Annotated in this window: 13 protein-coding genes and 1 pseudogene; 9 read left to right on the top strand and 5 right to left on the bottom strand. The window is 72.2% G+C overall.

What is annotated here, in order from left to right:
• Window positions 1-90: 90 nt before the first annotated feature.
• From P3T34_RS32410 to argC, 5 genes are read right to left on the bottom strand one after another with little or no spacing between them, the layout of a single operon-like run.
• Window positions 91-636, bottom strand: coding sequence for an arginine repressor (locus P3T34_RS32410; RefSeq protein ID WP_280669604.1), 546 nt, complete (start codon window positions 634-636; stop codon window positions 91-93).
• Window positions 637-654: 18 nt separating this feature from the next.
• Window positions 655-1929: an acetylornithine transaminase gene (locus tag P3T34_RS32405; protein ID WP_280669603.1), complete on the bottom strand. Its 1275-nt coding sequence runs from the start codon at window positions 1927-1929 to the stop codon at window positions 655-657.
• A complete protein-coding gene (gene argB, locus P3T34_RS32400; RefSeq protein WP_280669602.1) occupies window positions 1926-2858 on the bottom strand; it encodes an acetylglutamate kinase in 933 nt (310 codons plus the stop codon). The genes P3T34_RS32405 and argB overlap by 4 nt, the downstream gene beginning before the upstream one ends.
• A gap of 22 nt (window positions 2859-2880) precedes the next feature.
• Window positions 2881-4035 (bottom strand): bifunctional glutamate N-acetyltransferase/amino-acid acetyltransferase ArgJ, encoded by a 1155-nt coding sequence (argJ, locus tag P3T34_RS32395; RefSeq protein ID WP_280672524.1) that lies wholly within the window; start codon window positions 4033-4035, stop codon window positions 2881-2883.
• A 17-nt stretch (window positions 4036-4052) separates the two neighbouring features.
• Window positions 4053-5081 (bottom strand): N-acetyl-gamma-glutamyl-phosphate reductase, encoded by a 1029-nt coding sequence (gene argC, locus P3T34_RS32390; protein ID WP_280669601.1) that lies wholly within the window; start codon window positions 5079-5081, stop codon window positions 4053-4055.
• 95 nt (window positions 5082-5176) lie between these two features.
• Between argC and P3T34_RS32385 the strand changes: the two are divergent.
• From P3T34_RS32385 to P3T34_RS32345, 9 genes and pseudogenes are all read left to right on the top strand, one after another.
• Window positions 5177-5275 (top strand): annotated as a pseudogene (locus P3T34_RS32385) (alpha/beta hydrolase); the annotation flags it as partial.
• 115 nt (window positions 5276-5390) lie between these two features.
• Window positions 5391-5951 carry an RNA polymerase sigma factor gene (locus tag P3T34_RS32380; protein ID WP_280669600.1) on the top strand — a complete coding sequence of 187 codons (561 nt, stop codon included), beginning with the start codon at window positions 5391-5393 and terminating at the stop codon, window positions 5949-5951.
• A complete protein-coding gene (locus P3T34_RS32375) occupies window positions 5948-6760 on the top strand; it encodes a zf-HC2 domain-containing protein (RefSeq protein ID WP_280669599.1) in 813 nt (270 codons plus the stop codon). The genes P3T34_RS32380 and P3T34_RS32375 overlap by 4 nt, the downstream gene beginning before the upstream one ends.
• A 23-nt stretch (window positions 6761-6783) precedes the next feature.
• Window positions 6784-7593, top strand: a complete 810-nt coding sequence (locus tag P3T34_RS32370) for an ABC transporter ATP-binding protein (protein ID WP_280669598.1) — start codon at window positions 6784-6786, stop codon at window positions 7591-7593.
• A complete protein-coding gene (locus tag P3T34_RS32365; protein WP_280669597.1) occupies window positions 7590-8981 on the top strand; it encodes a hypothetical protein in 1392 nt (463 codons plus the stop codon). Before P3T34_RS32370 ends, P3T34_RS32365 begins: the two co-directional genes overlap by 4 nt.
• Window positions 8978-9565, top strand: a complete 588-nt coding sequence (locus tag P3T34_RS32360; RefSeq protein WP_280669596.1) for a hypothetical protein — start codon at window positions 8978-8980, stop codon at window positions 9563-9565. Before P3T34_RS32365 ends, P3T34_RS32360 begins: the two co-directional genes overlap by 4 nt.
• Window positions 9566-9658: 93 nt before the next feature.
• Window positions 9659-10162: a hypothetical protein gene (locus tag P3T34_RS32355; protein WP_280669595.1), complete on the top strand. Its 504-nt coding sequence runs from the start codon at window positions 9659-9661 to the stop codon at window positions 10160-10162.
• 155 nt (window positions 10163-10317) lie between these two features.
• The gene (gene rox, locus P3T34_RS32350; RefSeq protein WP_280669594.1) at window positions 10318-11739 is read left to right on the top strand and encodes a rifampin monooxygenase; all 1422 of its coding nucleotides are present in this window, start codon (window positions 10318-10320) and stop codon (window positions 11737-11739) included.
• Between the two features lie 59 nt (window positions 11740-11798).
• Entirely contained in the window at window positions 11799-12386 is a 588-nt protein-coding gene (locus tag P3T34_RS32345; protein ID WP_280669593.1) for an NAD(P)H-dependent oxidoreductase, read from the top strand.
• The last annotated feature ends 3 nt before the right edge of the window (window positions 12387-12389 follow it).

The raw sequence follows: 12389 nt of genomic DNA, 5'->3' as shown, positions 1-12389 counted from the left end.
GGGGCGTACGAAGGGGTCGCACCCGTTCGGGGCAGAATGGCCGATTCGCGCTGCTCGGTCGCCAGTACTTGGGTCGCTAGGACTTGGTCGCTAGGACTTGGTCTGCGCCAACTGCATCAGATGGTCCGCCAGTGCCTGGCCGCCGGCCGGATCGCGGCTGATCAGCAGGACGGTGTCGTCGCCCGCGATGGTGCCGATGATCTCGAAGACCTCGGCCGTGTCGATCGCCGAGGCCAGGAACTGCGCGGCGCCCGGCGGGGTGCGCAGCACCACCAGGTTGCCGGAGGCGGTGGCGGAGACCATCAGTTCGCCGGCCAGCCGGGCCATCCGCCCCTCGGTGGCCGACTCCCCCATCGGCGCCCGCGGCGTGCGGTCGCCGCCCTCGGCCGGGACGGCGTAGATGAGCGCGCCGTCCCGGTTGCGGATCTTGACCGCGCCCAGCTCGTCCAGGTCCCGGGAGAGCGTGGCCTGGGTGACCACCAACCCGTCGTCAGCCAGCAGCTTGGCCAACTGGCTCTGCGAGCGGACGGGCTGACGGGTGAGCAGATCCACGATCCGCCGGTGCCGCGCCGTGCGGGTCTGCGGGACCTGCGGCGTGGGGCCCGCGGCGGGCTGGTCGGGTGGGGGCACGGTCATGAGGACGATTCTCCCGGACTACCCTCGCGCCTGCGCGGCCGGGGCGGGTTCCTGCTGCCCCGGGGCGGGTTCGGCCTCCCGGACGCCGCGCAGGATGCCCGGGAGGGCGGCCAGCAGGAGGTCCACCTGCTGCTCGGTGATCACCAGCGGCGGCACCAGGCGGATCGCGTCCGGGACGGCCGCGTTCACCAGGAATCCGGCCTGCTGGGCCGCCGCCTGGACCTGGCCCGCGACGGGCCGGGTGAGCACGATGCCGAGCAGCAGGCCGGCACCGCGCACATGCGACACGAGCGGGTCGCCGATCGCCTCGATGCCGGTGCGCAGCCGCTCGCCGAGCTGCTGGACGTGGGCCAGCAGGCCCTGCGACTCGATGGTGTCCAGCACCGCCAGCGCCGCCGCCGCGACCACCGGGTTGCCGCCGAAAGTGGTGCCGTGCTGGCCGGGGCGCAGCAGCTCGGCCGCCGGGCCGAAGGCAACCGCGGCACCGATCGGCAGGCCGCCGCCCAGGCCCTTGGCGAGGGTGACCACGTCCGGGTCGACGCCCTCCTCGGCCTGGTGGGCGAACCAGTGACCGGTTCGGCCGACACCCGTCTGGACCTCGTCCAGGATCAGCAGGGTGCCGGTCGCCCGGGTGAACTCGCGCGCCGCCCGCAGGTAGCCGGCCGGCAGCGGGATCGCGCCGTTCTCGCCCTGGATCGGCTCCAGCACGACCGCCGCGGTCTCGGTGGTCACCGCCGCGCGCAGCGCCTCGATGTCGCCGAACGGGACGTGCGTGACGTCGCCCGGCAGCGGCCGGAACGGGTCCTGCTTGGCGGGCTGGCCGGTCAGCGCCAGGGCGCCCATGGTCCGGCCGTGGAAGGCGCCCTGCAGCGCGACCAGGTGGGTGCGGCCGGTCAGCCGGCTGATCTTGAACGCGGCCTCGTTGGCCTCGGCGCCCGAGTTGCAGAAGAAGACCCGGCCGTCCCGACGGCCGAACAGGTCGAGCAGCCGCTCGGCCAGCGCGATAGTCGGTTCGGCCATGAACAGGTTGGAGACGTGGCCGAGTCGGCCGATCTGCTGGGTGACGGCCGCGACCACGGCCGGGTGGGCGGTGCCCAGCGCGTTGACCGCGATGCCGCCCACGAAGTCGGTGTAGCTGCTGCCGTCGGCGTCCCAGAGCGTCGCCCCCTCGCCGCGGACCAGGGCAAGGCGGGGGGTGCCGTAGTTGTCGGCGAGCGCGTGCTGCCAGCGGTCGGCCAGCTCCTTGTTGCTGGTGCTGCCGGTGCTGCCACCGGTCTTGTCGGTGTCGGTCATGCCAGTCCCCCCAGTACGGCTGCTTCGTCGTCCGGCACCACCATGGTGCCGATTCCCTCGTCGGTGAAGATCTCCAGGAGCAGGCTGTGCTGCACCCGGCCGTCCAGCACGCGGGCGGTGCCCACGCCGGAGCGCACGGCGCGCAGGCAGCCCTCCATCTTCGGCACCATCCCGCTGGCGAGCGTGGGCAGTATGGCGTCCAGCTCGGTCGCCGAGAGCTGGCTGATCACGTCGTCGGAGTTCGGCCAGTCGGCGTAGAGGCCCTCGACGTCGGTGAGCACCACCAGCATCTCGGCGCCCAGCGCGACCGCGAGGGCGGCCGCGGCGGTGTCCGCGTTGATGTTGTAGACATGGCCGTCGGTGCTGCGGGCGATGCTGGAGATGACCGGGATCCGGCCGTCGGCGATCAGCGCCTTGACCGCGCCCGCCTCGATGTTGACGATGTCCCCGACCAGGCCGATGTCCACCTGCTCACCGTCCACCAGCGCGTAGCGCTTGACGGCGGTCATCGTGTGGGCGTCCTCGCCGGTCATGCCGACCGCGAACGGGCCGTGCTCGTTGAGCAGCCCCACCAGCTCGCGCTGGACCTGGCCCGCGAGCACCATCCGGACCACGTCCATGGTCTCCGGGGTGGTGACCCGCAGGCCGTTGGTGAAGGAGGACTTCAGGCCGAGCTTGTCCAACTGCGCGCTGATCTGCGGGCCGCCGCCGTGCACCACGACCGGGTGCAGGCCGGCATAGCGCAGGAAGACCACGTCCTGCGCGAAGGCGGCCTTCAGCGACTCGTCGACCATGGCGTTGCCGCCGAACTTGATCACCACGGTCTTGCCGTGGAAGCGCTCCAGCCACGGCAGCGCCTCGATCAGCGTGCGGGCCTTGGGCAACGCGGTGTTGTTGCGGGCCTGTTCGCCCTTGGGTGCGATCTGCACGGTAGTGGTGTCCCTCTGGCTCTCAGCTGGAGTAGGCGCTGTTCTCGTGCACATAGTCGGCGGTGAGGTCGTTGGTCCACACGGTGGCCTCGGCCTGGCCGGCGTTCAGGTCGGCGGTGATGGTGATCTGACGGCCCGTCATGTCCACCAGGTCGCGGTCCTCGCCGACCGAGCCGTTGCGGCAGACCCAGACGCCGTTGATCGCGACGTCAAGACGGTCCGGGTCGAAGGCCGCGTCCGTGGTGCCGATCGCGGCCAACACCCGCCCCCAGTTGGGGTCTTCGCCATGCAGGGCGCACTTGAGCAGGTTGTTGCGGGCGATCACCCGGCCGACCAGCACCGCCTCGTCCTCGCTGGCGGCGCCGGTGACCACGATCTGGATGTCCTTGCTGGCCCCTTCGGCGTCGCCGATCAGCTGGCGGGCCAGGTCCGCGCAGACCTGCTGCACGGCGGCGTTGAACTCCGCTGCGGCGGGCGCCACTTCGGAGGCACCGGAGGCGAGCAGCAGGACCGTGTCATTGGTGGACATGCAGCCGTCGGAGTCCACCCGGTCGAAGGTGGTGCGGGTGGCGGCGCGCAGCGCCTCGTCCAGGCCGGCGCCCGGCACGGCGGCGTCGGTGGTCAGCACCACCAGCATGGTGGCCAGCCCCGGGGCGAGCATGCCCGCGCCCTTGGCCATCCCGCCGACCGTCCAGCCCTGCGGGCTGCTCACCGCGGCCGTCTTGTGCACGGTGTCGGTGGTCTTGATGGCGATCGCCGCCGACTCGCCGCCGTCCGCGGAGAGCGCCTTGACGGCCAGCCCGACGCCCGGCAGCAGCACGTCCATCGGCAGCCGTACGCCGATCAGGCCGGTCGAGGCGACCGCCACCTCGCCCGCGCCGACGCCGAGTTCGGCGGCGACCTGCTCGGCGGTGGCGTGGGTGTCCTGGAAGCCCTCTGGGCCCGTACAGGCGTTGGCGCCACCGGAGTTGAGGATGACTGCGGCCAACTGGCCGGTCTTCAGCACCTGCTGGGACCAGAGCACCGGAGCGGCCTTGACCCGGTTGGAGGTGAAGACGCCGGCCGCGCCGAACTCGGGGCCGTCGTTGACGACCAGCGCGAGGTCAGGGGTGCCGGAGGCCTTGATGCCGGCCGTGATCCCGGCGGCGCGGAAGCCCTTGGCCGCCGTGACGCCGATGCTCTGCTGGTGGGTGGTCACGGTGCGACTCCGTTCACGGGGAGGCCCAGCTCTTCAGGCAGGCCCAGGGCGATGTTCATGCTCTGCACCGCGCCGCCGGCGGTGCCCTTGACGAGGTTGTCGATGGCGCTGATCACGACGATCCGCCCGGCGTGCTCGTCCAGGGCGACCTGGACGAGGGCGGAGTTGGAGCCGTACACCGACTTGGTCTGCGGCCACTGCCCCTCGGGCAGCAGGTGGACGAACGGCTCGGCGGCGAACGCCTCTTCGTACGCGGCACGGAGCGCCGCCGCCGTCACGCCCGGCTTCGCCTTCGCCGAGCAGGTGGCGAGGATGCCCCGGGACATCGGCACCAGGGTCGGCGTGAAGGAGACGGTCACCGGCTCGCCCGCGACCGGGCTCAGGTTCTGCGACATCTCCGGCGTGTGCCGGTGCCCGCCGCCGACGCCGTACGGGCTGACCGAGCCCATCACCTCGCTGCCCAGCAGGTTCGTCTTGGCCGCCTTGCCCGCGCCCGAGGTCCCGCTGGCAGCCACGATCACGGCCTCCGGCTCGGCGAGCCGCGCGGCGTAGGCGGGGAAGAGCGCGAGCGAGACGGCGGTCGGGTAGCAGCCCGGGACGGCGATCCGCTTGGTCCCCTTCAGCAGCTCCCGGTGCCCCGGCAGCTCGGGCAGCCCGTACGGCCACGTCCCGGCGTGCGCCGAACCGTAGAACCGCTCCCAGTCGACCGCGTCCTTGAGCCGGAAGTCGGCCCCGCAGTCCACCACCAGCACATCCTCACCGAGCGCCTGCGCCACCGCCGCCGACTGCCCGTGCGGCAACCCGAGGAACACGATGTCGTGCCCCGCGAGCACCTCCGTGGTGGTCGCCTCCAGCACCCGCCCCGCCAACGGCAGCAGATGCGGCTGCAACTCCCCCAGCCGCGTCCCGGCATTGGACCCGCCGGTCAGCGCCCCGATCTCCACCTCCGGGTGCCCGAGCAGCAGGCGGAGCACCTCACCACCCGCATACCCACTGGCTCCGGCGACTGCGACTCGCAACGGCATGGCATTTCCTCCTAGGACTCAGCATGAATATACGCATCTCGGAACATTCATGCAAGGCTGCCCCGACCAGGCCCGTCGCCGACAGGGAGCCTGCGCGAAAACCTGTTCTGCACGCCAATCTGGGCGGGCACACCGGCGCCCCGTGGTTCGAGAAGGAGGACGGGGACCGGTTCTTCGGCCGGCACCTGAAGTAAGACCGGGCTGGTAAGGCCGGGGCCGCCGGGGGCTGCGCAAACCTTTGCATGCGCTGCTGTGACGCACGTCACGGCGGATGCAGAACCTGCGCGCCCCGGCGGCCGTCTTGCTGGTGTGAGATCACGCAGCAGAGCACCGGACGAGCTGGACGAGGAACGCCTCCTTCGGCTGGTGGCCAGAGGCGACCGCGGGGCGTTCGACGAGTTGTACCGGCGCACGTCGCCATGGCTGGCGGTGCGGCTTCGCCGCCGCTGCGCGGACGAGCAGATCGTCGCCGAAGTCATGCAGGAGACCTATCTGGCGGTGTGGCGCGCGGCCGGCGCGTTCGCCGGGAGCGCGGTCGGTGGGACGGCCGTCGGGTGGCTGTGGACGATCGCGGCGCGCCGCCTCGTCGACGCCTTCCGGCGCCGCGCCCACCACGCCGAACCGCCGGTCGCCGCCGCCGAGCGGGCCGTGGTGCCCGCGGCGGAGGAGGAGGCGCTCGCCGGGAGCGTCGGCGGCGACGTCGGCGACGCCCTGTGCCGACTGGCGCCCGAACTGCGGCAGGTACTGCAGGCCATGGTGCTGGACGGGCTCTCCGTCCGGGAGACCGCCGTCCTGCTCAGACTGCCCGAGGGCACGGTCAAGACCCGCGCCCGCCGGGCCCGGATCGCGATGCGGGAGGCGCTGACATGAGTGCGGAACATGCGTCGAGGCGGTTGATCGACGACTACGCCCGGGGTGACACGGAGTTGGCCGCGGACACGGTATGGGCGCTGGAGGCCCATCTGGAGACGTGCGCGCCGTGTCGCGGCCGCTTGGCGGCCTCCGTGGCCACCGAGGCGCCCGGCCTCGCCGCGCTGGTCGACACCGTCCGGGTGAGCCTGGGACCGCAGCTGGACGCGGCCGTCCCGATGCCCTCGCGGCGATACCGGCCGCAGTGGGTGTCGGCCTGGCTGACACCGGTGATGGCCCCGTGGCTGGCCATGATCGTCGTGGTCGTCCTGCTGGCGCTGCTGCTGGACGCGGGCAGCTCAGCGGCTTTGGGAGCCGCCTCGGCCGAGTTGCTGATCGCGCCGGTGCTGCCGCTCTGCGGTGTCGCCGTGTCGTGGTCGCGCGGCCTGGACCCGGCGTACGAGCTGACGGCCTCGACCGCCCGAGCCGGTCTGCCCCTGCTGCTGCGACGCACCACCTCGGTGCTCGCCGTGGTCCTGCCGGTGCTCCTGGTGGAGGGCTGGCTGACCGGGGCGATGACGGCCGCTCAGTGGCTGCTGCCCTCGCTGGCCTTCACCTCCACCGCCCTGGCGCTGGGCAGCGTGATCGGCGTGACCCGCGCCGCCATCGCACTGGTGGCCGTCTGGGGCGTCGTCGTCGCAGCACCCGCGTGGTTCACCGGCCGCATCCCGATCGCCCTGCGACCGGACCAACTGCCCCTGTGGGGACTGCTTTTCGCGCTCGGCATCGGTGCCGTGACCGCCCGCAGAAACGCCTACTCGGCGCTGTGAACCTTGGAAGGAAACACCACCGCATGCAACCCGCGATGAGCGCGGCTGACACCGCGCCCAAGACCTACGCCTGGGAGATCCAGGCCACCGGCCTGAAAGTACGGGCCGGACGCAAGAAGATGGCCGTCGACGGACTCGACCTCTCCCTGGGCATCGGCGCCCACGGCCTGCTTGGGCCCAACGGAGCGGGAAAGACCACCCTGATCCGGGCACTGGCCACCGTGCTGCGCCCTGCCGAGGGCGAACTCGAGCTGGGCGGCAGGTCGGTGAGCGGGGTGGGTGACCTGCGCGCCCTGCGCCGGCGGATCGGCTACCTGCCGCAGGAGTTCGGCTACTACAAGCGCTTCACGGTCCGTGAGTTCGTCGAGTACATGGCCTGGCTGAAGGAGGTCCCGAAGGCGGACATCCCCGCGGCCGTCCAACGCGCCGTCGAACGGGTGGGCCTGGCCGACCGCGCCGACCACCGGATGAAGACCCTCTCCGGAGGCATGGTGCGCCGGGCCGGCATCGCCCAGGCCATCGTCAACGACCCCACCCTGCTGCTGCTGGACGAGCCGACGGCCGGCCTGGACCCGGCGCAGCGGCTGCGCTTCCGCGAGCTGCTGCAGGAGCTGGGCCGCGAGGCATGCGTGGTCGTCTCCACCCACCTGGTCGAGGACGTCGCGGCCGCCTGCTCCGACGTGGTGCTCTTCGCCGACGGCCGGCTCGTCTTCCAGGGCACGCCGCAGGACCTGGCCGAGGCGGGCGGCTCCGAGCACCCGGGTGACAGCCCCCTGGAGCGCGGCTACTCGGCGCTGCTCCACAACTCCGAGCAGCAGAGGGGGACCTGGTGAACGGGCGTGTCCTGGGTATCGAGCTGAAGCGCTCCGTCGCCCCGTGGGCCGGCCTCGTCGTCCTGGGCGGCAGCCTGGCGATCTTCTTCCTGGTCAACGGGATCTGGTGGCGGGGCACCGCCGGGTGGACGGCCCAGTGGACCACCATGGCCATGTGGACCCGCTACTGGCTGGCCTACTGGTGGCCACTGGCGGTGGGCATGGGGGCGGCGTACGGGCTGCGGGACTCCCGCTCGCGGATGACCGAGCTGCTGACGACCACGCCGCGGCCGGCCTGGCGCCGTGCGGCGCTGCCGGCCGGTGCGATGGCGATCACGCTGGCGTCGGGCTTCGGCCTCCTGGTCCTGGTGGGCGCGGTCCAGGTGGCCCTCGGTACCGCCACCTACCTGTCCTTCGGTTGGCTGCCGATCTCGCTGGTGGCGGCGCTGGCCCTGGTCGCGGGGGCCGTGTTCGGCATGGGCGTCGCGCGGGCCGTGCCCTCCGTGCTCACCCCGCCGGCTCTGGTGGTGCTCTTCCTTATGACGGGCATGCTCCTGCGCCAGAACATGGACGGGGCACTGCCCTCGGGCATCGCAGCGAACCGGCTCTCCCTACTGTCCCCAGCGGTCGTGGAGCCGCGGGCGCTGCTGCTGACCCTGTCCGGTTCCGTGCACCTCGGCCAGACGCTCTGGCTGCTCGGCCTGCTCGCCACCGGCTTTGCGCTGCTGGCGGCCACCACCCGCCGGGCCCGGCTGCTGGCGCTGGCCCCTGTCCTGGCCGGCGCGGCCCTGGCCCTGCTGATCCTGCCGGCCGACCCGCGCGACAGCTACGTCGTCGACAAGGCCGCCGCCACCCTGGTCTGCGACGGCCCGGTGTGCGTGACGCAGGCGAACCGCTCGCACCTGCCCGAACTCGCGCCACGCGGCAAGGAGGCGCTGCGCGTGCTGCACGACGCCTTGGGCGACCAGGCGCCGGCCTCGGTGCGGGAGGACACCGCGGTGCGCGCACTCGGCGACGAACGCCAACTCCCCGCCGACGTGGTGCTGGTCGACTTCGACGACCCGCTGATCGCCCACGCGTCGGGTGAGGACCTGACCCGCCTCCTGGTCGCCCAGGGCCTGGCACCGAACTGCTATGCGCGCACCACGTGGGAGAGCGGCGGGCTGCTGGACGTCCCCGCAGAAAGCATCGCCGCGAGCTGGGCCCTCGGCGATCACCAGCTGCAGCCGCTGCAGAAGCCGGACACCGACGCGTACTCGCAGCAGATCTGGGCGAACGCCGAAGCCGCCTGGGAGAAGCTGACGGCCCTGCCGCCCGCCGAGCAGCGCTCGCGGATCGCCCAGGCGCATGCCGGCGCGCTCTCCTGCAAGGACGAGCTCGCGGCGCCGACGGGGGAGGCATCCCCATGAGATGGCTGATGCTGTACGCGCGTTCACGGCAGATGCCCACCTCAGCCGCCGCGGTCACGCTGGTCGCGCTGGCGGTGTGGGCCCTCACCCGGGCCCTCACCCACGGCGGCGGCAAGGGCCCGGCGAACCTGGGGATCGCGGTCCTGGTTCTCACCGCGAACGTGGCGGCCGGCGCCATCGGGCTCGGCGGGCAGGACGCCGCGCTGGACCGGACGGCCGCGATCCGGTGGGCGCCCCGGCGGGCGGTGCACGTGCTGCTGATCGGCACGGTCGCCGGGGCGGCGCTGCTGGCGGTCCAGGCGGCGGGCGCGCAGCTCGGCCCGGCCGCGTTCGTCGTCCGGGACAGCGCGGGCCTGGTCGGCCTGGTCGCGCTCGGGGCGGTGCTGTGCGGGGCAGCGTACGCCTGGACCCTGCCGACCGGCTGGCTCGCGTACACCGTCCTCGCCCCGCCTCCGGGCGGCACCGCGGGACAGGTGGCCAGCTGGATGATCTTTCCCCCCGGCACGGCGGCGTCCACCGGGACGGCGTGGGCCCTGCTGGTGACCGGCACCGTGCTGTACGCCGTGGCAGGACCACGACGATAACGCCCTTGTGGGAGTACGGAATCTCGTTTGCCCTGGTCGGCGGGTTGCCGCGATGATGTGCCGCCACTACGGAGCACGGAGCTGGGAGCACGCATGGACATTCAGGTCGACTACGAGGCCACCACCGAGGACATCGTCGCCTCGGTGAAAGCGAACGCGGCCATCCGGCTGTGGCTCCGGTGGGCGATCGTCGGTCTGTGGGCGGTGCTGGCGCTGGCCTTCGCGGCCGCGGGCAGCATCGCCTTCGCGATATCGGCGTTCTTCTTCGGCTTCGTACAGGTGGTCAACATCAGCGCGGGCACGGGGAAGATGGCGCTGAAGGTCGCTCAGCGCTACGTCGGGCCGACGCGCGTCAGGCTGACCGACGATGGCCTTCAGCTGAACACCCCGGCCCTGGACCGCAGGATTCCCTGGTCCTCGATCAACAAGGTGGCGCACAACCCCGTGGCGTGGACGGTGTTGTCGCAGAAGCTGGGTAGTGCGCCGCTGTCGGCGACGGTTCTCAAGGCACCGTTCAGCGAGGCGGAGCGCACCGAGTTCGACGCGTTCCTGGCGCGCCTGCCCAAGGCAAGCCACAAGGGCCACAGCGCGAAGTAGCGAGAGGGAGGGGGGAGGGGGGAGGGCCGGCAGGGAGATCACCCATCCCTGCCACTCTCAAGATATAGCGCACCAGGGGGCTTGCGGCAAGGCCCAGGGCGTCCCGCAGAATGGTCGACCAAGGCCATGACCTGCGGAAATGAATGGGCGTATCGATGATTGACGTGATCGTGGTCGGCGGCGGACCCACCGGCCTGATGCTGGCCGGCGAGTTGCGGCTGCACGGCGTGCAGACGCTCGTGTTGGACAAGGAGGCCGAGCCGACCAGGCAGTCCCGCGCGCAGGGCCTGCACGCGCGCAGCGTCGAGGTGATGGCCCAGCGCGGTCTGCTGGAGCGCTTCCTCGCGCTCGGCAAGCAGTACGCGGTCGGCGGTTTCTTCGCCGGCATCTCCACGTCCTGGCCCGAGCAGCTGGACACCGCGCACTCCTACGTCCTCGCCATCCCGCAGGTGGTCACCGAGCGCCTGCTGGCCGAGCACGCCACCGAGCTCGGCGCCGAGCTCCGGCGCGGCTGCGAGCTGGTCGGGCTGAGCCAGGACGAGGACGGGGTGACCGCCGAGCTGGCCGACGGCACGCGGCTGCGCTCGCGCTACCTGGTCGGCTGCGACGGCGGCCGCAGCACGGTGCGCAAGCTGCTCGGCGTCGGCTTCCCCGGCGAGCCCTCCAGGGTCGAGACGCTGCTGGGCGAGATGGAGGTGGCCGTGCCGGCGGAGGAGCTGGCCGCCGTGGTGGCCGAAGTCCGCAAGACCCACTTCCGGTTCGGTGCCATGCCCCTCGCGGACGGGGTGTACCGCGTGATCGTGCCCGCCGAGGGGGTGGCCGAGGAGCGCACGCTCCCGCCGACGCTCGAGGAGTTCAAGCAGCAGCTGCGGGTGTTCGCCGGCACCGACTTCGGCGTGCACTCGCCGCGCTGGCTCTCCCGCTTCGGCGACGCCACCCGGCTGGCCGAGCGCTACCGGAGCGGCCGGGTGCTGCTGGCCGGCGACGCGGCGCACATCCACCCGCCGACCGGCGGGCAGGGGCTCAACCTGGGTGTCCAGGACGCGTTCAACCTCGGCTGGAAGCTGGCCGCCGAGGTCAACGGCTGGGCGCCGCAGGGGCTGCTGGACAGCTACCACGCCGAACGCCACCCGGTGGCCGCCGACGTCCTGGACAACACCCGCGCGCAGATGGTGCTGCTGTCCCCCGAGCCCGGTCCCCGGGCCGTGCGCCGGCTGCTGGCGGAACTGATGGAGTTCGAGGACGTCAACCGGTACCTGATCGAGAAGATCACGGCGATCGCGGTCCGCTACGACTTCGGCGAGGGGCATGAGCTGCTCGGCCGGCGGCTGCGCGACGTGGGGCTGAAGCGGGGTCGCCTCTACGAGTTGATGCACGGCGGCCGCGGGCTGCTGCTCGACCAGACCGGCCGGCTCTCGGTGGCGGGTTGGGCGGACCGGGTCGACCATGTCGTCGACGTCAGCGACGAACTGGACGTGCCGGCGGTGCTGTTGCGGCCGGACGGCCATGTGGCATGGGTGGGTGACGATCAGCAGGAGCTGCTCGGCGAGCTGCCCACATGGTTCGGCGCGGAATAGCGCGGGGCCTGGTCGAAGTTGCAGGCGGTGGACTTGTCGATTCGATCTTGGAGTATGTGATGGCCCGTTCGTTCCTCTTCCTCCTCAGCAGTGCCCGGGCGGACGGAAACAGCGAGTTGCTGGCCCGTTCGGCGGCCGAGCAGCTGCCGGGCGACGTCGACCAGCAGTGGCTGGACCTGACGCGGCTGCGGCTGCCCGACTTCCGCGACCTGCGCCACGCGGAGGACACCTGGCCGCAGGAGGGCGAGGACGACGAGTCGCTGCTGCGCCTGGCGACGCTCGGCGCCACCGACATCGTCATCGTCTCGCCGCTGTACTGGTACTCCCTGTCGTCCTACGCGAAGCGCTACCTCGACTACTGGTCGAAGTGGCTGTCCACCCCGGACCCCGGCTTCAAGGCCGCGATGGCCGGGCGCACCCTGTGGGGCGTGACCGCGCTGGCGCACCGGGAGGAGGAGGTGGCGGCGCCGCTGGTCCTCTCGCTGAACCACTCGGCGGCCTACATGGGCATGCGCTTCGGTGGCGTCCTGCTCGGCAACGGCTCAAAGCCGGGGCAGGTGCTCAGCGATGAACGAGCGGCTGTCCGGGCCAAGACCTTCTTCGCCGAGCAGGCGCCGCTCGCCCGCTTCCCGTACGACGAGCACTGACCC

The sequence above is a fragment of the Kitasatospora sp. MAP12-44 genome (assembly GCF_029892095.1).
In the GTDB taxonomy this organism is placed as follows: domain Bacteria; phylum Actinomycetota; class Actinomycetes; order Streptomycetales; family Streptomycetaceae; genus Kitasatospora.
Note: the sequence above shows the minus strand (reverse complement) of the source record. Positions and strands in the feature narration are given on the sequence as shown.